The organism is Rahnella sp. RFA10(1/100), assembly GCF_004195115.1.
GTDB lineage: Bacteria > Pseudomonadota > Gammaproteobacteria > Enterobacterales > Enterobacteriaceae > Rahnella > Rahnella perminowiae.
On record NZ_SEWR01000013.1, the window covers coordinates 26,828 to 52,264 of the forward strand.

A 25,437-nucleotide genomic window follows, 5' to 3' on the forward strand; every position below is an offset into this window, starting at 1 on the left:
TGAGGAAACTCCGGCGGGCTTTTTGCATTTTGAGATCCAGGCAGATAAACCCCTGTTATGACATGGCTACCCTATCATCAGGGATGAAATAATGTTGTTATGAAAACGCGCAGAAATAGCGCCGGATTCCGAAGGGAACAACTATCAAAGATATAGGGTGATACAGATGTGACGGTTTTTAATCTGCGTATAGAGTAGCAATGAGACTACATAACAGGAGTGTGAGCATGAGCAGTTCTATTGATGAAGAAGCAAAAGACGCAAAGCCGATTGTTGAAGCAAACAGAGAAGCCGGTGCTGGCAAATGCCCTTTTCATGAAGGCAACACCAATAAAGCGTCAGGTGGCGGGACAAATAATCGTGACTGGTGGCCCAACCAGCTCAGGGTTGACCTGCTGAATCAGCACTCAAATCGCTCAAACCCGTTGGGCGAATCCTTTGATTATCGTAAAGAATTTGCCAAATTAGATTACTCCTCACTGAAAGCCGACCTCAAAGGGGTGCTCACGGCGTCACAGCCCTGGTGGCCAGCCGACTGGGGCAGCTATATCGGTCTTTTCATCCGTCTGGCGTGGCACAGCGCCGGAACGTATCGCTCCGTTGACGGACGCGGCGGTTCAGGCCGCGGCCAGCAACGTTTCGCACCACTCAACTCCTGGCCGGACAACGTCAGTCTGGATAAAGCGCGTCGCCTGTTATGGCCGGTGAAACAAAAATACGGCCAGAAAATTTCCTGGGCCGACTTGTATATTCTGGCGGGGAACGTCGCGCTGGAAAACGCCGGTTTCCGCACCTTTGGTTTTGGCGCCGGGCGTGAAGACGTCTGGGAACCGGATCTGGACATCAACTGGGGTGACGAAACCACCTGGCTGGAACACCGTCATCCTGAAGAACTGGCTAAATCGCCGCTGGGCGCAACGGAAATGGGGCTGATTTACGTTAACCCCGAAGGTCCGAATCACAGTGGTGATCCGGCGTCGGCGGCCCCGGCCATCCGTGCCACTTTCGGCAATATGGGCATGAACGATGAAGAGATTGTCGCGTTAATCGCCGGGGGGCACACGCTGGGTAAAACCCACGGCGCAGCCGATGCCAGCAATGTGGGCGTTGACCCTGAAACTGCACCGATTGAATCACAAGGTCTGGGTTGGGCAAACCGTCACGGGACCGGTGCCGGTGCGGATGCCATCACCTCAGGTCTGGAGGTGATCTGGTCGCAAACCCCGACGCAGTGGAGCAATTACTTCTTCGAAAACCTGTTCAAATATGAATGGGTGCAGACCCGCAGCCCGGCCGGAGCGATTCAGTTTGAAGCTGCCGATGCGCCGGATATTATTCCTGACCCGTTCGACGCGACGAAAAAACGCAAACCGACCATGCTGGTGACCGATCTGACCCTGCGTTTTGATCCGGAGTTTGAAAAAATATCGCGTCGTTTCCACGGTGATCCGCAGGCCTTCAACGAAGCCTTTGCCCGTGCATGGTATAAGCTGACCCACCGCGATATGGGGCCGAAAGCGCGTTATATCGGCCCGGAAGTGCCAAAAGAAGATTTAATCTGGCAGGATCCGCTGCCGGTTCCGGTATATCACCCGACGGTTGCCGATATCGCGCAGCTGAAAGAAAAAATCGCCGCTTCCGGCCTGAGCGTCAGCGAACTGGTCTCGGTGGCGTGGGCGTCGGCGTCTACCTTCCGTGGCGGTGACAAACGCGGCGGCGCGAACGGTGCGCGTCTGGCACTGCGGCCACAAAGAGACTGGGAGGTTAACGCCATTGCCGCCCGCGTATTGCCTGCACTGGAATCCATCCAGCAGTCATTGCAGAAAATGTCTCTGGCGGATGTGATCGTTCTGGCCGGTGTGGTGGGTGTTGAAAAGGCGGCGAAAGCTGCAAATATTGATATTGAAGTGCCTTTCACGCCGGGCCGGGTGGATGCGCGTCAGGATCAGACGGACAGTGAGTCGTTCGAATTGCTGAAGCCGAAAGCAGACGGTTTCCGCAACTACCGCAGTGATTCAGCCAATGCATCGACTGAAAATCTGCTGATCGACAAGGCGCAACAACTGACCCTGACGGTGCCGGAATTAACGGTGCTGGTCGGCGGATTACGTGCGCTGGGGGCAAACTACGACGGCAGTAATCTCGGGGTCTTCTCTGAAAAAACCGGTGAACTGAACACCGATTTCTTCGTGAATCTTCTGGATATGCGCACCGAATGGAAAGCCACTGACGGATCCGGTGAACGTTTCGAAGGGCGGGATCGTGTCAGCGGAGAAGTCAGGTTTGCTGCCACGCGTGCCGATCTGGTGTTTGGCTCGAATGCCGTATTACGTGCCAACGCTGAGGTTTACGCCAGCAGTGACGCCAAAGAGAAATTCGTGAAAGACTTTGTCGCGGCCTGGAGCAAAGTGATGGATCTCGACAGATTCGAGCTCTGATCTGACTTCTGATGTGAACTGGCAGTTTGAAAGCAAATAGCCCGCCTGAGTCTTCTCCGGCGGGCTTTTCTTTGATGTATGCGGGAACTGATGTGTCGTTAAAAATCGTATTCCAGCGCCAGTCGGTTCTGCCAGAAGTCTTTGCCGGAGGTAGACGTCGTCTGCACACCGGCAAAATCTGTTATGCTCAGGCCTTTCAGCACACCGCCAAAGTTATACGTGCCGTACACCAGATATTCAGACTGATTGCTGCTCGATGCGCCTTTGGCTGGCGTGAGATCCATAAACGAGTAACGGCTGCCCAGCGAGATGCTGTCCGTGGCGCTCCAGTTCAGGTCGGTGGAATAGGCGTTACCGCTGCCCAGATCCTGCGTGCTGGTGAAGAACGGTTGCGCAAAGTACGGGCCGGAAGAGGTATTGTGCGCGTAAGGCGTCACCAGTGCGCCGTTGCCGTAAGCATCGCCATTGGCCGCGATATGGTTGTAATTGAGCGACCATTTTAATGCCTGCGTGAAATTCATCGCGAACTGCCCGCCGTAGCTGGTGCTGTTCACATCGCCCGCCAGCGCTTTGCCTTCGCTGACACCACGAATAAATTGAATGCCGATTTTCGGCTGGGAAGGGCTGTCAGTCCACGACAGGAAACTGTCCGCGTACACCATTTTGGTGTAGTTGTGATACTCCTCGTACCACAACTGACTGTTCAGTTTTTGATTATCAAACTTAAGGGCACGACCGCCGCCAATCCCCCACATGCCGTTGGTGGTGCCGTCGGCGTCGGTATAAGCGGTGGTGTTAAGGAACTGGTCGTCGCCCCAGGGTTTGTAACGGGTAATTTTGGTGGCGTGCAGGAAGTTGTCACTGTCACCGTAGCTGCTGTCGATACCCCGGAACAGGATCGGCGTAATGCGCCAGTCATAGTCGCCGATGAACGGAATATTAATACGCTGATCCCCGGCGGTGATGCGGAAGTCCTGATAGTGGTAACTCAGATAAGCTTCGCCCACGCCGGTCTGGTTAGAGCCCAGTTCGGTGATCAGATGGTCGTCGTTGTGTGAAATTCCACGCTGAAGAATACCGCTGACGCCCAGACTCAGGCCGTAATATTCCGCCGTGGCATATTTCACGCTGCCGCCGTAGCTCACCGTGTCCTGAGAATAGCCCGGTACGAAGTACGCATTGTGAGTGGAATAATACAAGGTACGCAGGCTGCCGCTGACCGATCCGCAGGTGAACATTTCGGTCAGGGAATCCGCCGCGTCTGTGCTGCAGTCACTCGTGACCGGTATGGCCGCAACAGCGTGGTTTATTAGCAGCGCTTGTGAAATGACAATAGCGCTCAGCTTCAGCGCAAAGCTGAATGTGTTATTTTTCATTAATGCCATCCTGTCAAAATGTAATAGATTTTGTCCGGCAGAAAAACTGCCGGTAATGGTTTTTATGAGGGCGCACGCAACGGTTGCCACTCCGTCTGTTTACAGGCCGGGTGGCTAATAGTTATTTTTACCGGTCAGTCAATAAAAGAGGATTGTTATCTAATGTCAGAGTGTCGCGGACATCCCAGCCACGCAGCTTGCCGGGGTTGAGTAATCCATTAGGATCAAGGCAGTTTTTAACCGAAACGACGTCAGGTTTAATTTCGCCTTGTTTGCCATCTTCAATGTGATAAACATGTGGGTTATTTATTTTTACGTCATTATTACGGAAGATTGTCATTATTTCGTTCAATCTTTCTTCGGTGGAATAACGTACTAATTGTAAACCGCTGGCGGTGATATTTCCGTCATTGTCACGCAGGAACTCAATATGCGAAATAACTTCATCGCCAAATAAATTCGCCATGTCGATAATCTGCTGGCGATAATTCGAATAATTAAACGCCGTCTGCAAATAGGTCAGGGTGCTGTCGATTTTCAGCGCATGAAGTGTGGTGTGGTTCCAGCAATATTCCATCAGAGACGCATTAGCCTCGCGGGCTTCACCGGCGGACTGGCGCACGGCGCTGTGGCCGCGGTACTTCTTCAGCAGATGGGCACAAAAACCTTCGCTTTCCTGCGCAATCACGCTGATCACCGCGTGCTGGCTGGCCCGATAATGTCCGTTCAGATGGCTGAAGTATGACGGGATTGGCGCGGCAAAAAGCGCCAGCTGGCGTTTGACCAGCCCCGGTGAGCGGGCAAAGGCGTTGGCGTAATCCAGCGCATCGGTAAAATCGTCGAACACGTCCAGCCGTTCGATCCACTGATGAACCGGTGCCAGCGCCAGTTCCACCTCGAGTACAATGCCGTTGCTGCCGTAAGCGTGATGCAGCAGCAGCGCCTGCGGCGCAGGGACGTGCAGAATGCGCGGTTCGGCTTCCATGGTCATGACTTTAACGCTGAGCACATTGCCCGGCGCGCCGAGCGGGCCGTAGTTGATTGAGCCGATACCGCCGAAACCGCCGCCATACAACCCGCCCAGACTGGCGAGCCGGTACGTTGACGGCATGCAGCGCAGTTCCCAGCCTGCCGGACGGGTCAGGGTTTCAATTTCAGCCAGACGGATCCCTGCCTGGGCACGCACCACGCCGTTACCCAGTTCACAGACCTGATTAAAGCCGGTCATATCCACCAGAATTCCGCCTTCCAGCGGTACCAGCTGGCCGTAGTTACCGGTCGCGCCGCCGCGCAAAATCAGCGGTAACCGGTGCCTGACACAGGCTTTTACCAGTAAACGCAGCTCTTCTTCGCTGCGCGGCCTGACCACGGCATCAGCCTGTTTGTCTTCCAGTTGCCGCTTCAGCACCGGACTGAACCAGTGAAAATCGCGCGAAAGGCGTTTGACCTTGGGGGCCTGCAACGTCCAGTCGAGATCAGGGAGCGCCTGCTGAATCAGGGCAAGCGCATTCTGACGTTGTTCATTGTCCATATTCTTCCTGCCTAAAAATGAATGAGGTTAATGAGATTGCACGGCTTCGCTTTCATGCCAGGCGCTCAGGGCTCGTCTCGAAATCCACGACATCACGCCAAACAGCGCAATTCCGGTAAGCGAAATGAGCAGCAGGGCGGCAAACATCAGCGGGATATCCAGCTGGTATCCTGCCTGTAATATCTGGTAGGCCAGCCCGGTGTTATTGCCACCGGTGCCGGCGACAAATTCCGCGACCACCGCGCCAATCAGCGACAGGCCGCTGGAAATGCGCAGCGCACCGAAAAAATACGGCAGGGCAGAAGGAATGCGTAAACGGATCAGGATTTGTAAACGGCTGGCGCGGTTCAGCTGAAAATAACTCAGCAAACCCGGTGACACGCTGCGCAACCCCTGCGTGGTATTGGAAATGATCGGGAATACCGCCATCAGCGTCGAACACACCACCAGCGACAGCGTGGTGTCTTTGACCCAGATGATGATCAGCGGCGCAATAGCCACAATCGGCGTCACCTGCAGGAACACGATGTATGGGAACAGCGCGGTTTCAACAAAGCGGTTTTGCACCAGCACGAACGCCACCGCCGCGCCGATCACTATCGACAGTAGAAACGAGATCAGGGTGATTTTCAGCGTAAACAGCAGCGACATCGTCAGCGAGCCGAAATTAGTCCACAGGCTTTCCAGCATCACCACTGGCGAAGGCACCAGAAACTGCGGGATTTTGAAATAACTCACCCAGCCCTGCCACAGCATAATCACCACGACGGCCACGACAGCCGGATACAGGACTTTACGAAATGTTGGGTTATTGATCCACGGAGTGGATTTTTGAGTTTGCATACTGTTACTCCATACCCGATTGGCTGGCTTGCAGCAGACTGTCCTGCAACTGTTTCGCATAGCGTGAAAACGCGGGGCTGACGCGGAAATCTTCGTTGCGCGGGAAGGGTTCGGTAATGGCGATATCTTCTACCACGCGTCCCGGCCGGGCGGCCATCATGATCACCCGCTGCGACAGAAATACCGCTTCATGAATCGAGTGCGTGACAAACACCACCGTCAGACCCTGTTCCCGCCACAGGCGCAGCAGGTCGCTGTCGAGCTTGTTGCGGGTGATTTCGTCGAGCGCGCCAAAGGGTTCATCCATCAGCAGCAGTTTCGGACGCGTCACCAGCCCGCGGGCAATCGAAACGCGCATCTGCATGCCGCCCGACAACTCGCGCGGCAGAACGTGGGCAAATTTACCCAGTCCCACCAGTTCCAGCGCTTCACTGACGCGGGTATTGGCTTCGGCACGCGGCACGCCCGCGAGATCCAGCGGCAGGCGCACGTTGTTCTGCACATTGCTCCAGGGCATCAGTGTGGCTTCCTGGAAGACAAAAGACAGCGGCACTTGGGTTTTTTCACGACTGTCGCGCCGCCACAGCATCAGTTTTCCGTCGCTGGGTTCCGTCAGTCCGGCAACCATTTTCAACAGCGTACTTTTGCCACAGCCCGACGGACCGAGCAGGGTGACGAATTCACCCTCATTAATGGTCAGATTGACCGGTAAAAGGGCGCGCGTGCCGTTGCTGTAGATTTTCTCCGCCGACAGCACGTCAATGGCGGGTACAGGCGGAGGATTGGCTGAGCGGACATCGCTCATCACGGTCAGTTTAGGGGCTGAATTCATGGCATAACCTTCGCGTCTTTGATCATATCGAGGGTAAACGTCTGCTCAAACGGCACTTTATCCGCGTCAATCAGCTTGTTTTTCACCAGCATGTCCCAGGTTTTTTTCAGCCGTGGTTCAGTGATGATACCGATACCGCCGGTTTGTGCATCGCCGCCGGTCACCAGCTCATATTTCTTCATTTGTGCAATGCCGAAGGCAATCTGGTCGGCACCCATGCGCGGATTGGCCTGGGTGATCAGTGCATTACCTGCAGTCGGATCCTGCAAATAGTCTTTCCAGCCCTGCATCGAGGCTTTCACGAAAGCAGCCACCGCAGCCGGGCGTTTTTTAACAGTGTCGGCCATACAGATAACAGAGTTGCCGTACGGCGGATAACCCCAGTCGCTGAGCATGTAGACGTAAAACGGTTTGCCGCCTTTTTCAACGGAGAAAGGCTCGGAGGTGACATAACCCTGTTGCACCAGATTATTGTCCGCGAGGAAGGGCTGTACGCTAAAGGTGTACGGACGGATTTTTGCGCTGGCCAGTCCCAGTTCACTCTTCGCCCACGGCCAGAAAGAGGTATAAGCCTCGGTGGCCAGCAGGAAAGTTTTGTCTTTCAGTTCCTGACCTTTTTCCACTTTGTCATGGCTGATAAACACCGTCGGCGAGTGCTGGAACACCGTCGCTACCGTCACCGCATGCACCCCGGCCTGCCAGGTTTCCAGCGCCTGACCGTTGTCGCCGAGTGTGCAGTCAGCCTGTCCGGCGGCCATCAGTTGCATGACGTTGACCTGCGGGCCGCCCATTTTAATGCTGACATCCAGACCGGCGGTTTTGTACAACCCTTTGGCCTGCGCCTCGTAAAAACCGCCGTGCTCCGCCTGCGCGTACCAGTTCGTCAGGAAGGTGAATTTTTCTTCCGCCATGACTGAAGCGGAAACTCCGGCCAGCAACAGGGCCAGCAGGGTGTAAGCCGGTTTACGCCGTATTTTCATCATAAGAATTCCCTTATTTAGAGACACAAGAAGACGAAGGAGGGGTGAAGCTGGTTTGCACAAAACCGTTCCAGTGGTGTTTTCCCCAGGTCGGTTCGCTGCGGACTTTCCATTGCATGTGGTGGATTTCGGTGATTGCCTGCGCCCAGCTTGCCGCCAGTGAATCGAGAATGGCCTGACCCTGTTCAGCGGTCGCGCCGGTCGGATCGCCAATGACGCCACTCGGACCAAAATCATAAGAAGCCCAGGCAGCGGCAGGGCGACCTGATGACAGTGTCGGACACGGGAACTCCGGCGGATAATTGGCGACCGCCTGTTCGAGGTGGACGCATTCCGGTGCCAGCGCCAGCATGACTGCGGTTTCGCTGTGACCGGCATGCATCGCCATCTTCTGCTCCTGTGCGCTGAGGAACTGATTTTCCACGCTGGGTACGCGGAACACATCGTGAGGGATCATGATCATGTCGCCGTGACGCAGACGCATTTCCCGCGATGCCATTTGCAACACCTGTGGTTGGCCGCCGTGACCGTTGATCATTAAGAGTTTGCGGAATCCGGCGCGGTAAAGGGATTCGGCAATTTCTAAAATGGTTTGCAAAAGTGTGTCACCGGTCAGGGTCAGGGTACCGGGGAAATTCAGATGTTCGTCAGATTTGCCATACGTGACGGGAGGAATAGCATAAGCCGGGATCGTCTCTGGCAGCCGCGCCAGCGCATGACCTGCCACGCCGGAGGAGATGACACTGTCAACCGAACACGGCAGATGCGGACCGTGTTGCTCGATTGCACCGGTTGGCAAGACGATCACGGTATTGGCTTTGTCGGGCAGGGCAGCAATCGCCGTCCAGCTCAGGAAAGGAAGAAAACGTGCTGCGGGAATATAACCGTTAATCATGCTGTACCTCTGAGTCGGAAATTATGGGGTTAGCGGGACAGGGGCAACCAGGCGGTAGCTTCCACTTCAATCAGCACGTCGGCGTTTGGCAGCATTTCACTGACCTGCACCACGGTGGAGACCGGCGGTTCCCCGGTGTAAAAGAGTTTTCTCACCCGGCTGTAATACGGGAAGTGATCGAGATTGCGAAAATATTGCACCAGCTTGATCACATCGCTCATTTGCCCGCCAGCCTCTTCAATCGTGTGGCGGATGCTTTCGAGCACATACCAGCTCTGCGCCAGAACCGGCCCCTGTTTGGCATCGGTCGAGAATTCGCCGGTTTCGCCCAGCAGCAGGCGTGCTTCGGCGGGGATATCCTGAAAACCGCGCACGATGGTCGCCGTCTGTGGATTGACGGGAATAATGCCGGATAGAAAGATGAAATCGCCGGCACGACGCCATGCGGCATATCTGGCGAGCGGTTTGCCCGCTCCCGCGTCAAGACTCATGGGATAACTCCTGATTCCAGGTGCGCTGATGGGTTAGCCTGCCGTGGCGGATAACCAGGCGGGCCGGACTGTGTAAAGGCCAGGTGATGCTGTCGCTGCCCGGGAAGAGCACCAGACTGGCATCGCTGCCGGGTGCGAGTGGCAGATCCGGCTGAATATCACCGGTCAGTGCGGCGATATCACAAATCAGCCGTGACTGCTGGTCAAAGACGTTTTCCAGCTGAAGCGCGAACAGGGCGCAGCTCAGCGTATCCAGCGGGTCATAGCTGCCTGCCGGACAAAAAGCGTCCTGCACGTTATCGCAGCCGAGCAGCAGCGGAATGCCCGAGGCTTGCGCTTCTTTAATCAGGGTGATGCCGCGCTGGCGCGGCGTGCGGCCCGTAACGGCGTCCTGTAACAGCAGATTGGTCATCGGCAGTGCAATCAGCGTGACGCGCTGCGCCGCCAGCAAACTCAGCACATCCTGCGCCTGTTGGTCACTGCCCGAGGCCAGTGCGCAGCCGTGGCTGCAACAGATATGGCCGCTGAAGGCATGCTCTGATAATTCATTATCTGAAAGGTAACGCGCCAGCCAGCTCAGGCCATGCGCCACCGGCGAAAGCTCCTCATCAATATGTAAATCCAGATTCAGTTGCCAGCGTGAGGCACTGCGCATCAGGTTGGTCATCGCCGCCGGATCCCAGTTTGAAGAGTGGATAAATCCGCCCAGCAGGCAGTCTTTTCCGCTTTGTGCAACCGCGCAGGCAATGCGGTCAGCCGCTTCGGCATCCGCGAAAAAGCTCAGCGGTACCAGCGCCACCCGTTCCAGCGTGATATCCGCAGGGGCCATCCCGGCCAGCTCAAGCCAGGCCAGCGGGGGAACCACCTCGAACCAGTCAATGTGGGTGCGCAAACGGGTCACACCGTTTGCGGCCGCCCAGGCCAGCCCCTTGCCGGCACGCCGGCGAAGGTCTGCCGCCGTCCAGTGCTGACGATCCTGATGCAGGGTTTCAATGGCTGCCAGCAGACCGGGTTTTGCCGGGCGGCTGCGGGCAAGGGTGAAGGTTTTATCGAGATGCGCATGGGGTTCAATCAGCCCCGGTAACGCCAGCGTACCGTGCACATTCCACAGATCGTCCTGAGACGGAGCGGCGGGCATCAGTGATGTAATTTTGCCCGCCTGAAAGCGCATATCTGCCGTGACCGGCTCGCCATTTTTCACAGGCCAGTTCCCCGGCAGCAGCCATGCGGGGAGGCGAACGTTGGCAATACCGTTAAGTGCCGAAGCGGGAGGGGGAATATGCATCATAAGGCTCCGCGTTAACATTACAGGTCGAGGATCAGAACAGGACTTTTGGCACGCGAACAGCACAGTGTTATCTGCGTGTTCTCCGCTTTCTCCTCTTCAGTCAGTACGCAGTCACGGTGATCGGGAATACCGTCGATCACGTCAGTAATACAGGAACCGCAAATACCCTGTTCGCACGACAGCATAATATCGACGCCGGCGCTTAATAAGACTTCCGCAATGGTCTGTCGCGGGCCGACTAAATAACGCGGCCCGCCGGAACCCAGCTGAATATGAAATGGCTGACTGTCTGTTTCATTATTCAGATTCGTATTACTGAAACGCTCAAAAGATAATTGATTTTCCTGCCAGTGATGCGTGCGCATAATATCTTTAAGGCGCTCAATAAAGCCGTCCGGGCCGCAGGCCAGCACTTGCGTATTCTCTTCCGGATGACACAAACTCAGCGGCGTATTGTGGCGCAGGGAATCGTTTGCGCTGCTGTCATGCAAAAATACATGCTGTGCTAATGCAGGCCGGGTTAAGCGCGGCAAAAACGCCGCCTTTTCAGTGTCGGAGAGATAATAATGCAGTTCAAATTCAATCTGTTGCTGCGCGATTTTTTCCGCCATTGCCAGCAGTGGGGTGATGCCGATCCCGCCGGCAAACAGTAAATATCGCCCGGCCTGTGGCAGCGGGAAATGATTGCGCGGTGCCGAAATTGTCAGGTGATCACCGGGGGCGAAATGATGATGAATAAAGTGCGAACCGCCGGTGGAAGGTTCCGCCAGTTTTACGCAGATCTCATAATATTCCCCGTCATTGTGTTCACTGCATAAAGAATATTGTCGCGGCCCCAGTTGCGGAATAAAAACGTCAATGTGAGCGCCCGGTAAATAAGCCGGTAACCGGCTTCCTTGCTGCGCAACCAGGTGTAAGGACATATTCCCGACACCGTTGACATCGACAGTTTTAATGGTAACAGGGATTAATCCGGCATCTTTCATCGTCATTTACCGTACTTGTGCTGATGGATCATTGATAAAAAAACGGCGTCAATGTGTTCGCCGCATCATCCGCTGCCTGATGCGCATTGCCGCACCGGGTCAGGCGGATAAGCAGTGAAACGATTGTTCCCGTTGCAATGAAAGCTACGTTATTGTTATAAAGCTGTTGCGTCCAGCGCTTTGATTCGCACGTCCCGTTGCATAAAAGAGAGCACTCCTTATGTTCGCATTCTCCCGGTTTTTGCTGTACTTCACTGAGGTTGCCCGCCAGGGATCGTTCCGTAAGGCATCCGAAACCTTGCATGTTGCCGCATCGTCGATTGACCGGCAGATATTGCGGGTTGAAAAAGAATTAGCCATGCCGTTGTTTGAGCGTCATCCCACCGGATTGCGGCTGACGGCGGCCGGTGAGCTGTTGCTGCATGCGGCCAATAACTGGAAAAAAGATTTCTCCCGCGTCTGCGAACAGCTCGACGACTTGCGGGGATTACGGCGGGGCCATGTGCGGATTGCCACCATCGATGCCATTAACCGGCAGTTTTTCTCATCGATGCTGAAAAAGGTCCATCTCGATTATCCGAACATCTCCTTCACACTGACGACCATGAACAACGTGGATATTCAGCAGGCGCTGATGTCAGGTGATGCCGACTTCGGACTGATGCTGAATCCGCAAAGTTCCCGTGAGTTGCAGGTGCGGGCTTTTGCCGAAATCGATTTGGGCGTAGTGGTGCCGAAAGGGCATCCGCTCGGGGGCAGAAGCGGTATACGGTTTAATCAGTGCATGGAATATCCGTTTATCCTGCCCTCAGCGCCGCTGATGCTGGCTGAGCCGGTTCAGGCGCTGATGAATATCAATGGCGATAGGGTCCATGAAGTTGCGGTATCGAATAACATCCATATGATCCGCTCGCTGATAAAAGAAAAAATCGGCATCGGTATCCTGTGCTGGCTCGATATTATGGATGAGGTGCACAGCCACGAGTTGCAGTTTATTCCGCTGACCGATCCTCAGTTAAAAGCTTTCACGCTCTCCTTGTGCGTTGCGCCGGCCAGACAACTTTCCCTGGCCGCCTCAATGATGCTCAAACAGCTGGAGATGTTGTTCAGTCAGATCCAGACCCCGGGGCGCAACCGGCAATGATATGCACTGTTCTGGTGCTCCGCGCTCTGCGATGAATCAAAGGTTGCAGGCTCCGCAGGCCCGATCCCCTCACAAAGCCTCGGGGAAGCGCACCGGCGAAGTTGGCATCCTTTTTGTATAGATCAATGTGAGTAGAAGCGGTCAGCGCAGGCAACGGCGCGGGACATTGCTCAGCAACCATTTCGCGGTTTATTTTGAGCCGGTCAGGGGGGCTGAGCCGCATGTGCTTATCCTCCCTCCGGCGATGATTAGGAGAGGAGCAATGAAGTCTATATCCCGCATTCCCCTGTCTTGCTGTGTACTGAGCACGCTGATTCTGGGATCATTTTCCCTGGCGGCACAGGCAGATGAGAAAATCGCCTTACTGACCTCCTGGTACGCCCAGGCCGAGCAGGGCGGATATTATCAGGCGCTGGCGACCGGTCTCTACAAACGTTACGGGCTGGATGTCAGTATTCAGTCAGGCGGCCCGCAGATCAACGGCATGCAGCTTCTGTTGTCGAAACGCGCTGATGTGATCATCGGTTATGACCTCCAGTTGCTCGAATCCGTGCAGCGCGGTTTTCAGGCCAAAGCCATCGCTGCTCCCTTTCAGTACGACCCGCAGGGTTTACTGACCCATGCCTCCGTCACCTCCCTTGATGGCCTGAAAGATAAAACCATTCTGGTGTCCAGTTCCGGTCAATCCACCTGGTGGCCGTGGCTCAGGGCGCGCTATCAGCTCAGCGATGCGCAGGTTCGCCCCTATACCTTCAATATTCAGCCGTTTGTCGCCGACGAAAATGTGGCACAGCAGGCGTATGTCAGCTCTGAAGTTTTCCAGGCGCAGAAGGCCGGGGTGAAATCCAATTTCTTCCTTTTCTCGGAGCACGGCTATCCGCCTTACGGCGGGATTCTGATCACCCGTCCGGACCTCATCAGTAGCCGTAAAGACGCGATGGCGAAATTTGTGCGCGCCTCGATGGAAGGCTGGGTGAGTTATCTGCAAAACCCGGCACCGGGCAATGCGCTGATCAAAAAAGACAATCCGAAAATGACCGACGACCTGCTGGCCTGGGGCGTTGAGCAAATCAAAGCACATCACCTGATTGACGGTGGTGATGCGACGACACAGGGCTGGGGCACCATGACACAGGCCCGCTGGCAAAAAACCCGTGATTTCATGGTGAGTGCCAAACTGCTGAATGCGGATACCGACTGGAAGCAGGCGTATACCACTGAGTTTGTTGAGCACATGCAGGTTAAACCTTGAGGAGCGTTGCGATGTCATCCTGTTCATTGCTGATTAAAAATGCGCACGCCATCCTGACCGGTCTGCCGGGAGAAGACGCGCGTCACGCCGGACCGGATATCCGTGTCCGTAATGGCGTGATCCAGGCGATCGGTACTCTGACCCCGTTGCCCGACGAACGGCTGATTGAGGCGCGTGACTGCGTGGTCTATCCGGCCTGGGTCAATACTCACCATCATCTGTTTCAGTCATTGCTCAAAGGCGAGCCGCAGGGGCTGAACAAAAGTCTGACCGCGTGGTTAAGTGCCACGCCTTACCGTTTTCGCGCCACGTTTGACGAATCCACCTTTCGCCTCGCCGTGCGTATCGGCCTGACCGAACTGCTGCGTTCAGGCTGCACCACCGTGGCGGATCACAATTATCTCTACTGGCCTGATATGCCGTTTGATACCTCGGACATTTTGTTCAGTGAGGGAGAGGCGCTGGGCATGCGCATTGTATTGTGCCGGGGCGGGGCAACGCAGGGGCGGGCGATTGAGCAGGATTTGCCGCAGGCATTGCGTCCGGAAAGCTTCGACCATTACATGGCGGACATGGAGCGGCTGGTTGACCGCTATCACGACCCTGAACCGGCATCGCTGCGCCGCGTGGTGATGGCACCGACCACGTTGCTGCATTCGGCACCCGGTGCGCAGTTGCGCGAAATGGCGAAACTGGCACGCCGTTTAGGTATCCGGCTGCACAGTCATTTGTCAGAAACCGTGGATTATCTCGATGCGGCACACGAGAAATTCAACATGACGCCGGTACAGTTTTGCGCGGAACATGACTGGCTGGGCGATGACGTGTGGTTCGCGCATCTGGTGAAGTTATTGCCGCAGGAGATTACGCTGCTGGGACAAACCCGCACCGGTATTGCGCATTGTCCGCAAAGCAACGGGCGTCTGGGCAGCGGCATTGCTGACCTGCTGGCGCTGGAACAGGCGGGTGTTCCGGTTTCGCTGGGGGTGGACGGCGCGGCATCAAACGAGGCCGCAGATATGCAAAGTGAAGCACATGCTGCGTGGCTTTTACAGCGCGCCAGAAAAGGCATGCTGGCGAAACCGCGCTATGACGGCGGAACGTTTGAGGGGGGCGGTGACGCCGCTTCCATTGAAGACGTGGTGCGCTGGGGCAGCGCGGGCGGGGCACAAATCCTCGGACTGCAACGGAGCGGCACCGTGCAGGTGGGCATGCAGGCTGATATCGCCATTTACCGGCTGGATGACCCGCGTTACTTCGGCCTGCATGACATGGCCATCGGGCCGGTGGCCTGCGGCGGCCGGGCGTCCCTTAAGGCGCTGATGGTCAACGGCCGCGTTATCGTCGAAAACGATGTCATCCCCGGGCTTGACCTGGAGGCAATGCGCCATGAGGCCATGTCTGCCGTTCGTATCCTGCAACAGCGTGCTGCGGGCTAACCTTATTGATTCAGAAGGATAAAAATCATGACACAATCCACATCAACATCAGGCTATGCCTTACAGGAACTGGAAAAAGAAGCGGGAATGGGCGCGATGGGCGAAGAGACGTTTGCCCGTGAAGTTCGCTGCATTGATCTTGCAGATTTCGAAAACCGGAAAAGCGAAATTGCCGATGAACTCTGGCTGGCCGCCGTGGAAATCGGTTTCTTTCAGGTGAGTAATCACGGTATCGCACTGGACGATATCCGCCAGGCATTCAGCATGACAGAGGATTTTTTTGCGCTGCCTGAGGACGTGAAAGCTCAGTATCCTCTGGCGCGTAACGCCGGTTGGGAAAATAAATCTCAGGTGCGTCCGTCAACCAAAACGCCGGATCAAAAGGAATCTTATCAGATTACCCGGCCGCTGATGGCCTCGCTGTGGCCAGACGAACAGGAACTGCCTGCGTTTAAACATACCATGCTGAGTTTTGAATCACAGTGCTGGCAACTGGGCATGAAATTGCTGTCTTGTTTTGCGCTGAGGCTGGGTTTCCCGGAGCACTTTTTCGAACAGGCACACGATCCTTATCAGCCAACCTATCAGAGTACACTGCGCATGCTGCATTACTACGCTACTGAACAATCAGAGCAGGGGATGTGGCGTGCCGGTGCGCACACCGATTTCGACTGCCTGACGCTGCTCTTTCAGCGTCCCGGTCAGGGCGGCTTGCAGGTGTGTCCGGGCAAGGATCGCGAAAGCCAGCAGTGGACCAGTATCGAACCGCGTGAAGACGTGATCACCTGCAATATCGGCGATATGCTGATGCGCTGGAGCGACGATCAGTTGCCGTCAAATTTCCACCGGGTCAGAAGTCCGCTGCCCGGTGAATATCAGGGCGCGCGCTACAGCCTGGCGTTTTTCTGCCAGGCCAACAAAGATGTCGAAATTCTGGGGCCGCAGGCCAAATATCCGGCCATCAGCGCTGAAGATTATCTGCAACAGCGTATTCAGGCCAATTTCGCGAAGGGATAAAGGCATATAAAAGCAATAAGCCCGCCTGGTGTGCTCCGGCGGGCTTTTTTATTGGGCAAAGTTCAACAACCGATCGCCGGTCAGGCAGTGGTATTGATATTGCGTCCGATCGCCGGGTTAGCAGGCAACTGCGGGATCGAATCAATCATACTGGCTACCGCCGTCTGCTGAGTATCCAGTGACTTTTTTAGCAGGATATTGTTCACCTGATTACTGGTATCCAGGCTATTGAGGCTGGTTGCCAGCGATGCAATTTGCGATACATCCATTTTGCTCTCCTGTTCGGTACAACATAAAAGGAACTGATCGGGGCGTAGAACTGAAAAGGTATCGGCAATTTCCGGCATAACTTGAGAGAAAAATAAGACTGACGCCGCCACCGAAAGACTCGCCGACGTCCGGCCGGAAGATGAAAAGGTGCTGTAACCTGTATAGCCTCAGGAATTACGGTTATAATCCCCCGCATTATTCAACCGGTTTAGAAACGAAAATGACAAAACTCTCCTTACAAGAACAACTGCTGAAAGCGGGATTAGTGACCAGTAAAAAAATGGCCAAAGTCCAGAGAACGGCGAAAAAATCACGTGTTCAGGCGCGTGAGGCAAGAGAAGCGGTGGAAGAAAATAAAAAAGCGCAGATGGAGCGTGATAAGCAACTGAGCGAACAACAAAAACAGGCCGCGTTATCGAAAGAATATAAAGCTCAGGTGAAGCAACTGATTGAAATGAATAAAATTCTCATTCCAAAAGGGAATATAGATTTTAACTTTACCGATAATAACCTGATTAAAAAAATGGTGGTGGATAAGGCCACGCAGTCTCAGCTGATTAGCGGCCGTCTCGCCATCGCGCGTCTGGTTGCTGATGGCAGCGGCGAGAGTCAGTACGCCATTATTCCTGCCAGCGTGGCGGATAAGATTGCCCAGCGCGATGCCAGCAGTATTGTATTAAACAGTGCGCTGAGTCAGGAAGAGCAGGATGAAGAAGATCCTTATGCTGATTTCAAAGTGCCTGATGATTTGATGTGGTAGTTTCGTTTTCCCCGGCAGTTCAAAAAGGATCACATCGGTAACTGGGACAAGATGGATAATTACAATCAGCTACTGGCATTCATATGGGCCTATGAATACGGCAACTTTTCTGCCGCTGCGCGGGCAAACGGGCTGACCCCTTCAGCGATGAGCAAACTCATCAGACGGCTGGAGACCCGGTTGCAGGTCAGACTTTTCTTTCGTGGAACGAGGACGTTAACACTGACAGAAGAGGGGCAGGTTTATCTGAAGAGTGCCCGTGCCGTGGTGGATGCAATGGCCGAGGCGGACTCGCTGGCTGAGAACATGCCAAACCGTATCCGCGGGCAACTTAAAATCCGGACCATGAACACCTTTGCCCGCTATCAGATACTGCCGTGGTTGCCTGCTTTTATAGAGGCTTACCCGGCTTTACGCGTAGATATTGAAACGGGGCCGGTTTACCGTGACGACTTTGATAAAGGTCTGGATCTGGCCATATATGGGGGAGTGTTGGCCAGTTCTTCCCGCATTGCCCGTCGTATCGGTGAGAGCCAGTGGGTTATCTGAGCGTCGCCTGCCTATATTGAAAAATACGGCGCACCTGCTCATCCGCGCGAACTGATCGACCACCGCTGTTTTCACTTTAATTTTGAAAGCCACTGGAATCACTGGGTGTTCGCCGAAGGCCAGCAAAGTCTTATCTTCCCGGTCAAACCCGTTGCCTCACTGTCGCAGGGTGATTTGCTTCGTGATCTGGCCATCCGGGGGGAAGGAATCGTCCGGCTGGCAGACTTTCATATCCACCAGGATGTGAAAGAGGGGCGGTTAATTCCGCTTCTGGAGGCATTCCGGTCTCCGCTCAGGGAACCTCTTTATGTCATTTACGCGCAAAGGCAGCATCTCAGCCCGCGTATCCGCTGTTTTATTGAATTCATGGAAAAACAGATAGCCCGGCATCCCTGGCGTCTCTGAGGAACCTGCCGGTCCGCCTGGCATTCGTTGTTTCTCCCTCTTCCTTTGTCTCCTGTGAACCGGATTCACAGTGGGTTTGCCTGCGCCCCGAATCCCCTGCCTGAGGGTTTATGGTACCGTTTTGTTCACTTTCACAGAATGTATCCATTCATCACAAATAGCAGAAATTACTATGTCAGACAGACAATCATCACGGGCAGGGCTGGCACTGACGCTGGCCTTTTTTTCCGGCATGCTCAGCAGCAGTTTGCCTACTCCTCTGTATCCCGTATACATTCGTTTATATGGATTCAGCGCGTCACAAATAATGACAGTATTTGGCGTATACGCCGCCGGCGTTCTGTTCGCATTATTATTGACGGCTAAAGTTAATATCAGGGCTGAGTTATATACCAGGCCGATATATGCGGGTTTGGGGTGTGTACTGCTTTCAGCGATTCTTATGATGTTTGCAGATAATATTCTCATGCTTATTTCTGCCAGATTTATAACCGGATTGGGTTCCGGTATTCTAATGGCATATATTAACCGGTCATTGATTAAAATATTCGATACGGAGGTCAGTAACACGGCGGCACTGACTGCCGCAGCTTCATTAATTTTGGGGCAGGCTATCGGACCATTAGTCACAGGGAATATTATACATCATCATTTTTGTACCCTTGAAGCCCCTTACATTATCCTTCTTATTCTGGTGGTAATGTCTGTGGCCGGAGTCTGGAATAATCGTTTACAGATAAATAAAAGCCTCCCCCCCGTACTGAATGTATCGAAAAAAATCACGGTTCAGACACCGGGGCTTACTTTGCGAGACGTTACCGTGTGCTGCATGGCCATATTTCTTTCATGGGCCATGGCCTCTACGTTTATGTCCCAGGGCCCCACGCTGGCACATAGCTATTTCCATATTACCAGCGTGCAACGGGTGAGCTACTCACTCTCTGCGTTTCTGGTTGTGGCGGGTATCACCCAGTTAATAATGAGAAAGAGGCACCACTATTCATCGCTAAGAACAGGCGTTACTGCCCAGCTTGCAGCTGTCTTACTCGCACTTATGAGTGTTTATGCAATAAGTCCCGGGCTTTTGTTCATTTCAGTCATGCTGGAAGGCTTCGCCTACGGGGCCATACTGGTCGGTGCGGCAACCATCGTCAATAGGGTGGCCAGACAGCGTCAGCGGGCACACATAATAAATCTGCTCTATATCGTGGGGTATGTCGGTAACTGGCTCCCGTTCTCCCTGAGCGTAATGATGGATCATGGGTCTCTGGAGAAGGCGCTGACGGGTTATCTGATAATATGTTGTTTATTAGGGGGCGGTATTTATTTATCCACGTATGTTTCATCAAGAAAGCATTGTAAAGCGCCGGGCGGCGAATAATCAGTTCCAACATGAATATAAAGTAAAACGGAGCGTTTATAGCATGAAACGGGATGGTTCAATTATCCAGATGGGGGTGTATCAGTATCTCAAACCATGAATGGAAGACAGCCAGCCTCCGGGAGCGCTGACGGCGATGCGGATAGATAAAGGATACCGGCATGGAAGCCGCCCGGTAATCTGGCATGACCTCCACCAAATCCCCGGTCGCCAGCAGATGTTGCACATCGAAGCGGGGGATTTGTATCAGCCCAAGACCTGCCAGGCAGCAGGCAATATAGCTTTCTGCAGTGTTCACCGTAACCTGGTTGGGGATACTGACACTGTGTATGTGGCCGTCCTTTGACTGATACTCCCATAGCAACTCTTTACCCGTTTTGGATGAAATATAACCGATTGCCTGATGCCCTCCGGCAAGATCGTCCGGCTGGGAGGGGAGTCCGTGCTCGCTCAGATAGGCAGGGCTGGCGCAGTTGATGAGGGTGATGTGTCCCAGGGTACGAACGACCAGGCTGCTGTCATGCAATACGCCCACACGAATGGCGCAATCCACACCATCCTGGACCAGATCGATTGCCTTGTCCGATGACCCGAGGACCAGTTGTAACCGGGGGTGGCATCGCAATAATTCCGGCAGAGCCGGAGCAATCAGGCGTCGGGCAATGCGGCTCGGCACATCGATGGTAAGCTTCCCTGAAACCTGGTGCTGACTGAGCTGAAATGACTGGTCGATATCCTCCACTTCTGCCAGTAAAGGGCGTATACGTTCGAGTAACAGCTCCCCGTCAGCCGTCAGCCGCACCGTGCGGGTGGTACGGTGCAACAGTCTTACCCCCAGTTGCGACTCTAATTGCTGGATGGCGGCAGAAACGGAGGCTCGCGGCACAGAGAGTGCGCCGGCGGCCCGGACAAAGCTTCCCATGTCTGCTACCTGCGCGAAGATGCGATATTGGTTGAACCTGTCCATCTTTCCTGTCTCGTTGTTTTATAGGCTAAAAATCGCTATTGCTGTGTATCCCCGGCAGAGGGGGGATATTCCCTGATCCACGGAATATCCCCCTCTTTGTTTCAGTACGATATGCGCATGCCACCGGCTATTTAGTGGTGTAGCCGCCGTTAATCAATATTGTCTGGCCGGTGATCCACCATCCTTCGCTCACCAGATGACGGATAAAAGGCACCACATCTTCAATACCGGTCAGTCCCGTTTTGCTGAAAGGAGAGAGCGCGGCTGCAGTTTTATGATATGCCACAGCATCAGCGCCTTCTGCAGGATAAAAGAAAGGTGTATCCATCGGGCCCGGTCCTACTGCCGTGACCGAAATACCACGCTCGCCAAATTCTTTGGAAGCCGCCCGTGTGTAATGCTCTACCGGGGCTTTCGTGCCCGCGTAAGCGGCATAATACGGCGTATAGGCACCAAGAAGCGAGGTGACGACCGTGCAGATTTTACCGTTATCGTTGAGATTTTTACCGGCTTCTTTGAGGAAGAAGAAGGCGGTTTTCGCGTTTACGGCTGCCATTTCGTCGTATTCAGTTTCGCTTATTTCCGCTATGGGTTTTTTGAGAACTTTGCCCACGGTGTTGATCGCGATATCCGGCTTGCCAATGGCGGCAATGGTATCGGCAAAGAGTTTTTCGACGGCGGTAGCGGTCGTCAGATCGGCCTGAAATGCCACAGCCTGCGCACCTGCCGCTTCGATGGCGGCCAGTGTTTCATCGGCATCTGTCTTTGAGGAGGTGCTGTTATAATGAATGGCGATGGCTTTCGCCCCCTGAGCGGCTAAGTCGCGGGCGATCAGTCCGCCGAGATTCTTAGCCCCGCCCGCGATGATCACAATTTTGCCTTTGATAGAATGGTCTGCCATGGTGTGCTCCTTAGGTTTCTGTCAGAAAGCTGAGTCTAGACATTAATCCCCTTGAAATAAGCACCCCAACGCCGAATAGACAATCCAGAAAATCCGACTAATTAAAGGCAGTCCGGCTCAGAGACTTTCCGCATCCTTCAGGGAGGAAGGATCGCGGCTGGCATAGATGCTGGCCATTTCTTCACTATTCGCCGTTCCCCAGGCACACAGCGGCATGATGGCTTCGGCCAGACTGCGACCGAGCGGGGTCAGTGCGTAGTCAACGCGCGGCGGGATTTCCTGATAATCAGTCCTTGCCAGTACCTGATCAGCCTCAAGATCCTTCAGTTGCTGGATCAGCACCTTATTGCTGACGCCGGCTATCAATCGCCTGAGCTCACCATAACGCTTCGGCCCGTCGCGCAGAAAAAAAAGAACCAGCGGCTTCCACTTGCCCGAGATGATACGCAGTGTTGTGTTCAGCCCGCAGCCGGTGCCGCAAATTTCAGTTTGAAATTGTGTTGTCATTTTAGGTGGTTACCAAAAGGTGCATACTTGACCACAGGTTACCACGGTCGCACACTGGCTCGCAAGCAAGCTGCTTACTGCTTGCGTACCACTCACCAGAAGGATTCATGACATGAACAGACTGAATGGAAAAACTGCCGTGATCACCGGCGGCGCGACCGGCATCGGCTTTGCCGCAGCAAAACGCTTCATTGAAGAGGGCGCTTTCGTCTTCATCTTCGGCCGCCGGCAGGAAAAGCTTGACGCCGCAGTGGCGGAACTTGGCAGTCATGCCCGCGGGGTGAAAGGCTCGGTTTCCGATGAGGCTGACCTTGATCGGCTTTATGCCGCCGTGCGGGCCGAACGCGGAACGCTCGACATTGTTTTCGCCAATGCCGGTGCAGGAGGACCGCTTCCGCTTGGCCAGCTCACCGCGGAGCATATTGACGAAACCTTCGAGACTAACGTCAAGGGTACGATCTTTACGGTACAGAAGGCACTGCCGCTGATGGGCCCGGGGGGTTCAGTTATCCTGACCGGTTCAAGCGCCGGCACCACCGGTGCCCCGGCATTCAGCGCCTACAGCGCGAGCAAGGCGGCGGTACGAAACCTCGCGCGGAGCTGGGCGGAAGATCTGAAGGGAACCGGTATCCGGGTAAATGTACTCTCACCAGGCGCCACCGCGACCGAACTTGCCAGGGACGCACTGGGAGAGGAGGGGCAGAAAGCGTTCGCCGCGATGACGCCGCTCCAGCGCATGGCCGAACCTGCAGAGATCGGCGCGGTGGCGGCCTTTCTTGCCTCGCCGGACAGCAGTTTCATGACAGCCAGCGAGGTCGCCGTTGATGGCGGCCTGGCGCAACTCTGATATACCACGCCTGGCTGTTCGATTCGATCAACCGGAGCGGGCCAGACTGTATTCACCAAAGGAGTAAATATGACATACGCCATTATTGGCTTCGGCCAGATTGGACAGGCCCTTGCCAGGGCATTTGCCCGCAGCGGTATCGACGTATCCGTGGCGACCACACGCGACCCTGAAAGTTTTGCAGCCGATGCCGCCGCGATCGGACCGGGGATCATTGCCCAAAAATTGACGGACGCCGTCAGGGCAGACATCCTCTTTTTGGCTGTCCGTTTCGAGTCTCACCCGGATGTCGCGAAGGTGCTAGCGGACTGGAAGGGAAAGATCATCATTGATGTCACCAATGCCTACGGCATTCCTCCTGAGCAACTGGGTGACCAGCCTTCCTCCTGCGTAGTCGCGCAGGCTTTCACGGGAGGAAAACTGGTCAAGGGCTTTAATCATTTGGGCGCAGGTGTCCTCGGCCAGGATCCGGCGGTACAGGGTGGCAGACGAGTCGTTTTTCTGGCGAGCGACGATGAGGATGCAGCTGATAAAGTGGGTGTGCTTGCCGAAACTCTCGGATTCTCACCGGTCAAACTGGGCGGTCTTTCACAGGGCGGATTGCTTGTACAGGCACGCGGAAAGCACTGGGGGCAGCTGATTTTTAAGGACATGGTCAGGTTTGACTGACATATCCTGATTTGCCGCCGGTGCCCGGTTTCAATCGTGAAAGCAAAAAGCCCGCTCAGATGTCTGTAAGCGGGCTTTTCTGTCTTGAGTTCTTCTGACCGGGATGGCCTTCTGCCCGTCATGGGTTGATAAATAAGCAACCTGATGAACCCTTATCTGTTAACCGGGCGGCTGCCAGCCCCCGCCGAGCGCCCTGAACGTCGCGACAGCGGCGCGTGCGGATTCTGTCTGGGCCTGCGCTCTGGCATCGGAAGCCTGTAACAGGGTCTCATCATTGTGAAGGACGTCCATCAGGCTGGCCGTTCCCTGCCGGTAAGCGATAAAAGATGACTGGCGGGCGCTGGCCAGGGCAGATTCTCCCCGGGTCAGCGTGGCTGTCTGTGTTTCACGATTGACCAGGGCGGAGAAGGCATTCTCGACATCTTCAGTCGCGCGTAATACCGACAGGCGATAGGCCGCGAGCGCCTCCTGTTCCTGGCCCTTCGCCTGCTCTATCTGAGCATTGATGCGACCAAAATCAAAGAGCCGCCAGCGCAGCCCCAGCACGCCGGCCGACTGGCTGGCACCGCCGGAGAACAGGTTGCTGCCTGAGACTGCCGTTGCACTGCCGAGCAGTGCCGTGAGTGAAAACTTCGGATAATACTCACTGACGGCCACGCCGATACGCGCACTTGAGGCGGCGAGATGACGTTCCGCCACGATAATATCGGGTCTGCGGCGCAACAGGTCGGCGGGTGTACCCGTTGAGGTTATCTGGGGTACCTGCGGTATGGCCCCCGGCAACGCTAACTCAGCCCGGTGGGTGCCGGGCGGCGTGCCGAGCATAACGTCTAATGCATTCATGGCCGCATCTATCCCCGTGCGCAGAACCGGTACGGTGGCCTCAACCTGTGCCAGTTCCCCTTCGGTCTGGCGAACCTGATACGCCGGCGCGAGTCCTTTAGCGTTCAGGAGCTGTACCTTTTCCAGCAGTGCCTGTTGCGTGCTGACCTGTTTATCCGCGATGGCCAGACGGGCCTGTAATCCGCGCAGGGTAATATAGATATCGGCAGTCTGAGCGGCGACAGCAAGGCGGGTCGCGGCGACGCCCGCTTCAGAGGCCTGATAGTCAGCCAGCGCAGCCTGGCGACCGCGTCGCAGCCCGCCAAAAACATCAATCTCCCAGCTTGCGTTAAGATCGGTTTCATAGCTATTGCCGTAGCGATTATAATCCGGCGTTGCGCTGAGAACCTGACCCAGCGGGGTTTCGGCTGACTGATACGCGCGTGCCGCTTGTCCGCTGATGTTCCCTGAGGGCAACAGCGCTGCTGTGGCCGCGCCAAGTCCGGCGCGGGACTGGTTCATCCGGGCAGTGGCCTGCGCCAGATCGAGATTCTGCGCGAGGGCGTCCGAAACGAACTGACTCAGCAGGGGATCGCCAAAGCCGTTCCACCAGACGGTAAAACTGGCGGGTGGGGATACGCTTCTCTCCCGGAGGGCAGGCTGAGTCTGATAGTGTTCCGGAAGTGGCACCGCCGGGCGATGATAATCCGGACCGACGGCGCAACCCGCCAGCAAGCCGGTGCTCACCACCAGCGCAAGAGTACGTAGGGGGAACATTGATATACCTTGAGTGAGTTTTGAAGTGTGACTACATTACCAAATGGTCACTCGTTGTCAATCAGGGCTC

At 55.0% G+C, this 25,437-nt stretch carries 23 protein-coding genes and 1 pseudogene; 10 read left to right on the top strand and 14 right to left on the bottom strand.

All coding sequences use genetic code 11. The features are described from left to right. The first annotated feature begins 227 nt into the window (after positions 1 to 227). Entirely contained in the window at positions 228 to 2,438 is a 2,211-nt protein-coding gene (katG, locus tag ETV65_RS23485; RefSeq protein ID WP_235173994.1) for a catalase/peroxidase HPI, read from the top strand. A gap of 98 nt (positions 2,439 to 2,536) precedes the next feature. Here katG and ETV65_RS23490 read toward each other — a convergent pair whose 3' ends face one another. The 9 genes from ETV65_RS23490 to ETV65_RS23530 all read right to left on the bottom strand — a co-directional run bounded on the left by ETV65_RS23490 (position 2,537) and on the right by ETV65_RS23530 (position 11,666). Continuing rightward, on the bottom strand, positions 2,537 to 3,814 hold the full coding sequence (locus ETV65_RS23490) for a TonB-dependent receptor (RefSeq protein WP_129955502.1): 1,278 nt from the start codon (positions 3,812 to 3,814) through the stop codon (positions 2,537 to 2,539). Positions 3,815 to 3,941: 127 nt separating this feature from the next. Beyond that, the gene (locus ETV65_RS23495; protein WP_129955503.1) at positions 3,942 to 5,345 is read right to left on the bottom strand and encodes an FAD-binding oxidoreductase; all 1,404 of its coding nucleotides are present in this window, start codon (positions 5,343 to 5,345) and stop codon (positions 3,942 to 3,944) included. A gap of 27 nt (positions 5,346 to 5,372) precedes the next feature. Next, positions 5,373 to 6,188: an ABC transporter permease gene (locus ETV65_RS23500; RefSeq protein WP_129955504.1), complete on the bottom strand. Its 816-nt coding sequence runs from the start codon at positions 6,186 to 6,188 to the stop codon at positions 5,373 to 5,375. A gap of 4 nt (positions 6,189 to 6,192) precedes the next feature. Then, complete coding sequence (locus ETV65_RS23505; protein ID WP_129955505.1) at positions 6,193 to 7,020, bottom strand: ABC transporter ATP-binding protein; 828 nt, start codon at positions 7,018 to 7,020, stop codon at positions 6,193 to 6,195. Next, a complete protein-coding gene (locus ETV65_RS23510) occupies positions 7,017 to 8,000 on the bottom strand; it encodes an ABC transporter substrate-binding protein (protein ID WP_129955565.1) in 984 nt (327 codons plus the stop codon). The genes ETV65_RS23505 and ETV65_RS23510 overlap by 4 nt, the downstream gene beginning before the upstream one ends. A 13-nt stretch (positions 8,001 to 8,013) precedes the next feature. Then, on the bottom strand, positions 8,014 to 8,895 hold the full coding sequence (locus ETV65_RS23515) for a creatininase family protein (protein WP_129955506.1): 882 nt from the start codon (positions 8,893 to 8,895) through the stop codon (positions 8,014 to 8,016). Between the two features lie 29 nt (positions 8,896 to 8,924). Beyond that, positions 8,925 to 9,386, bottom strand: a complete 462-nt coding sequence (locus ETV65_RS23520) for a RidA family protein (protein WP_129955507.1) — start codon at positions 9,384 to 9,386, stop codon at positions 8,925 to 8,927. Next, positions 9,376 to 10,671 carry a cytosine deaminase gene (locus ETV65_RS23525; protein ID WP_129955566.1) on the bottom strand — a complete coding sequence of 432 codons (1,296 nt, stop codon included), beginning with the start codon at positions 10,669 to 10,671 and terminating at the stop codon, positions 9,376 to 9,378. The genes ETV65_RS23520 and ETV65_RS23525 overlap by 11 nt, the downstream gene beginning before the upstream one ends. Before the next feature lie 20 nt (positions 10,672 to 10,691). Beyond that, positions 10,692 to 11,666 carry a PDR/VanB family oxidoreductase gene (locus ETV65_RS23530; RefSeq protein ID WP_129955508.1) on the bottom strand — a complete coding sequence of 325 codons (975 nt, stop codon included), beginning with the start codon at positions 11,664 to 11,666 and terminating at the stop codon, positions 10,692 to 10,694. A 214-nt stretch (positions 11,667 to 11,880) separates the two neighbouring features. Between ETV65_RS23530 and ETV65_RS23535 the strand changes: the two genes are divergently transcribed. The 4 genes from ETV65_RS23535 (at position 11,881) to ETV65_RS23550 (ending at position 16,512) form a co-directional block, all read left to right on the top strand. Further along, positions 11,881 to 12,804 carry a LysR family transcriptional regulator gene (locus ETV65_RS23535; RefSeq protein WP_129955509.1) on the top strand — a complete coding sequence of 308 codons (924 nt, stop codon included), beginning with the start codon at positions 11,881 to 11,883 and terminating at the stop codon, positions 12,802 to 12,804. 262 nt (positions 12,805 to 13,066) lie between these two features. After that, the gene (locus tag ETV65_RS23540; RefSeq protein ID WP_129955510.1) at positions 13,067 to 14,056 is read left to right on the top strand and encodes an ABC transporter substrate-binding protein; all 990 of its coding nucleotides are present in this window, start codon (positions 13,067 to 13,069) and stop codon (positions 14,054 to 14,056) included. An 11-nt stretch (positions 14,057 to 14,067) separates the two neighbouring features. Next, entirely contained in the window at positions 14,068 to 15,495 is a 1,428-nt protein-coding gene (locus ETV65_RS23545; protein WP_129955511.1) for an amidohydrolase family protein, read from the top strand. A 27-nt stretch (positions 15,496 to 15,522) separates the two neighbouring features. Then, complete coding sequence (locus ETV65_RS23550) at positions 15,523 to 16,512, top strand: 2OG-Fe(II) oxygenase family protein (protein ID WP_129955512.1); 990 nt, start codon at positions 15,523 to 15,525, stop codon at positions 16,510 to 16,512. Between the two features lie 80 nt (positions 16,513 to 16,592). Here ETV65_RS23550 and ETV65_RS23555 read toward each other — a convergent pair whose 3' ends face one another. Further along, positions 16,593 to 16,781 carry a YjfB family protein gene (locus ETV65_RS23555; RefSeq protein ID WP_129955513.1) on the bottom strand — a complete coding sequence of 63 codons (189 nt, stop codon included), beginning with the start codon at positions 16,779 to 16,781 and terminating at the stop codon, positions 16,593 to 16,595. Positions 16,782 to 17,002: 221 nt separating this feature from the next. Between ETV65_RS23555 and ETV65_RS23560 the strand changes: the two genes are divergently transcribed. From ETV65_RS23560 to ETV65_RS23570, 3 genes and pseudogenes are all read left to right on the top strand, one after another. Further along, complete coding sequence (locus tag ETV65_RS23560) at positions 17,003 to 17,542, top strand: DUF2058 domain-containing protein (protein ID WP_129955514.1); 540 nt, start codon at positions 17,003 to 17,005, stop codon at positions 17,540 to 17,542. A gap of 51 nt (positions 17,543 to 17,593) precedes the next feature. Beyond that, positions 17,594 to 18,496: pseudogene (locus ETV65_RS25275) on the top strand (LysR family transcriptional regulator). Between the two features lie 172 nt (positions 18,497 to 18,668). Further along, complete coding sequence (locus ETV65_RS23570) at positions 18,669 to 19,877, top strand: MFS transporter (protein WP_129955515.1); 1,209 nt, start codon at positions 18,669 to 18,671, stop codon at positions 19,875 to 19,877. Between the two features lie 58 nt (positions 19,878 to 19,935). On the opposite strand, the gene ETV65_RS23575 is transcribed toward ETV65_RS23570, so the two are convergent. From ETV65_RS23575 to ETV65_RS23585, 3 genes are all read right to left on the bottom strand, one after another. Continuing rightward, positions 19,936 to 20,844 carry a LysR family transcriptional regulator gene (locus ETV65_RS23575; protein ID WP_129955516.1) on the bottom strand — a complete coding sequence of 303 codons (909 nt, stop codon included), beginning with the start codon at positions 20,842 to 20,844 and terminating at the stop codon, positions 19,936 to 19,938. Positions 20,845 to 20,971: 127 nt separating this feature from the next. Then, positions 20,972 to 21,745: an SDR family oxidoreductase gene (locus ETV65_RS23580; RefSeq protein ID WP_129955517.1), complete on the bottom strand. Its 774-nt coding sequence runs from the start codon at positions 21,743 to 21,745 to the stop codon at positions 20,972 to 20,974. 117 nt (positions 21,746 to 21,862) lie between these two features. Beyond that, a complete protein-coding gene (locus ETV65_RS23585; protein WP_129955518.1) occupies positions 21,863 to 22,252 on the bottom strand; it encodes a helix-turn-helix domain-containing protein in 390 nt (129 codons plus the stop codon). Positions 22,253 to 22,364: 112 nt separating this feature from the next. Here ETV65_RS23585 and ETV65_RS23590 point away from each other — a divergent pair, with 112 nt between their 5' ends. Together ETV65_RS23590 and ETV65_RS23595 are read left to right on the top strand one after the other, a co-directional pair. Further along, positions 22,365 to 23,099 (top strand): SDR family oxidoreductase, encoded by a 735-nt coding sequence (locus tag ETV65_RS23590; RefSeq protein WP_129955519.1) that lies wholly within the window; start codon positions 22,365 to 22,367, stop codon positions 23,097 to 23,099. A 69-nt stretch (positions 23,100 to 23,168) separates the two neighbouring features. Further along, complete coding sequence (locus ETV65_RS23595; protein ID WP_129955520.1) at positions 23,169 to 23,768, top strand: NADPH-dependent F420 reductase; 600 nt, start codon at positions 23,169 to 23,171, stop codon at positions 23,766 to 23,768. A gap of 159 nt (positions 23,769 to 23,927) precedes the next feature. On the opposite strand, the gene ETV65_RS23600 is transcribed toward ETV65_RS23595, so the two are convergent. Further along, positions 23,928 to 25,367 carry an efflux transporter outer membrane subunit gene (locus tag ETV65_RS23600; RefSeq protein ID WP_129955521.1) on the bottom strand — a complete coding sequence of 480 codons (1,440 nt, stop codon included), beginning with the start codon at positions 25,365 to 25,367 and terminating at the stop codon, positions 23,928 to 23,930. Positions 25,368 to 25,437 lie beyond the last annotated feature (70 nt).

Coding starts and splice junctions, on each gene's coding strand:
- katG (WP_235173994.1), top strand. CDS start 228: ATGAGCAGTTCTATTGATGAAGAAGCAAAAGACGCAAAGCCGATTGTT.
- ETV65_RS23490 (WP_129955502.1), bottom strand. CDS start 3,814: ATGAAAAATAACACATTCAGCTTTGCGCTGAAGCTGAGCGCTATTGTC.
- ETV65_RS23495 (WP_129955503.1), bottom strand. CDS start 5,345: ATGGACAATGAACAACGTCAGAATGCGCTTGCCCTGATTCAGCAGGCG.
- ETV65_RS23500 (WP_129955504.1), bottom strand. CDS start 6,188: ATGCAAACTCAAAAATCCACTCCGTGGATCAATAACCCAACATTTCGT.
- ETV65_RS23505 (WP_129955505.1), bottom strand. CDS start 7,020: ATGAATTCAGCCCCTAAACTGACCGTGATGAGCGATGTCCGCTCAGCC.
- ETV65_RS23510 (WP_129955565.1), bottom strand. CDS start 8,000: ATGAAAATACGGCGTAAACCGGCTTACACCCTGCTGGCCCTGTTGCTG.
- ETV65_RS23515 (WP_129955506.1), bottom strand. CDS start 8,895: ATGATTAACGGTTATATTCCCGCAGCACGTTTTCTTCCTTTCCTGAGC.
- ETV65_RS23520 (WP_129955507.1), bottom strand. CDS start 9,386: ATGAGTCTTGACGCGGGAGCGGGCAAACCGCTCGCCAGATATGCCGCA.
- ETV65_RS23525 (WP_129955566.1), bottom strand. CDS start 10,671: ATGCATATTCCCCCTCCCGCTTCGGCACTTAACGGTATTGCCAACGTT.
- ETV65_RS23530 (WP_129955508.1), bottom strand. CDS start 11,666: ATGACGATGAAAGATGCCGGATTAATCCCTGTTACCATTAAAACTGTC.
- ETV65_RS23535 (WP_129955509.1), top strand. CDS start 11,881: ATGTTCGCATTCTCCCGGTTTTTGCTGTACTTCACTGAGGTTGCCCGC.
- ETV65_RS23540 (WP_129955510.1), top strand. CDS start 13,067: ATGAAGTCTATATCCCGCATTCCCCTGTCTTGCTGTGTACTGAGCACG.
- ETV65_RS23545 (WP_129955511.1), top strand. CDS start 14,068: ATGTCATCCTGTTCATTGCTGATTAAAAATGCGCACGCCATCCTGACC.
- ETV65_RS23550 (WP_129955512.1), top strand. CDS start 15,523: ATGACACAATCCACATCAACATCAGGCTATGCCTTACAGGAACTGGAA.
- ETV65_RS23555 (WP_129955513.1), bottom strand. CDS start 16,781: ATGGATGTATCGCAAATTGCATCGCTGGCAACCAGCCTCAATAGCCTG.
- ETV65_RS23560 (WP_129955514.1), top strand. CDS start 17,003: ATGACAAAACTCTCCTTACAAGAACAACTGCTGAAAGCGGGATTAGTG.
- ETV65_RS23570 (WP_129955515.1), top strand. CDS start 18,669: ATGTCAGACAGACAATCATCACGGGCAGGGCTGGCACTGACGCTGGCC.
- ETV65_RS23575 (WP_129955516.1), bottom strand. CDS start 20,844: ATGGACAGGTTCAACCAATATCGCATCTTCGCGCAGGTAGCAGACATG.
- ETV65_RS23580 (WP_129955517.1), bottom strand. CDS start 21,745: ATGGCAGACCATTCTATCAAAGGCAAAATTGTGATCATCGCGGGCGGG.
- ETV65_RS23585 (WP_129955518.1), bottom strand. CDS start 22,252: ATGACAACACAATTTCAAACTGAAATTTGCGGCACCGGCTGCGGGCTG.
- ETV65_RS23590 (WP_129955519.1), top strand. CDS start 22,365: ATGAACAGACTGAATGGAAAAACTGCCGTGATCACCGGCGGCGCGACC.
- ETV65_RS23595 (WP_129955520.1), top strand. CDS start 23,169: ATGACATACGCCATTATTGGCTTCGGCCAGATTGGACAGGCCCTTGCC.
- ETV65_RS23600 (WP_129955521.1), bottom strand. CDS start 25,367: ATGTTCCCCCTACGTACTCTTGCGCTGGTGGTGAGCACCGGCTTGCTG.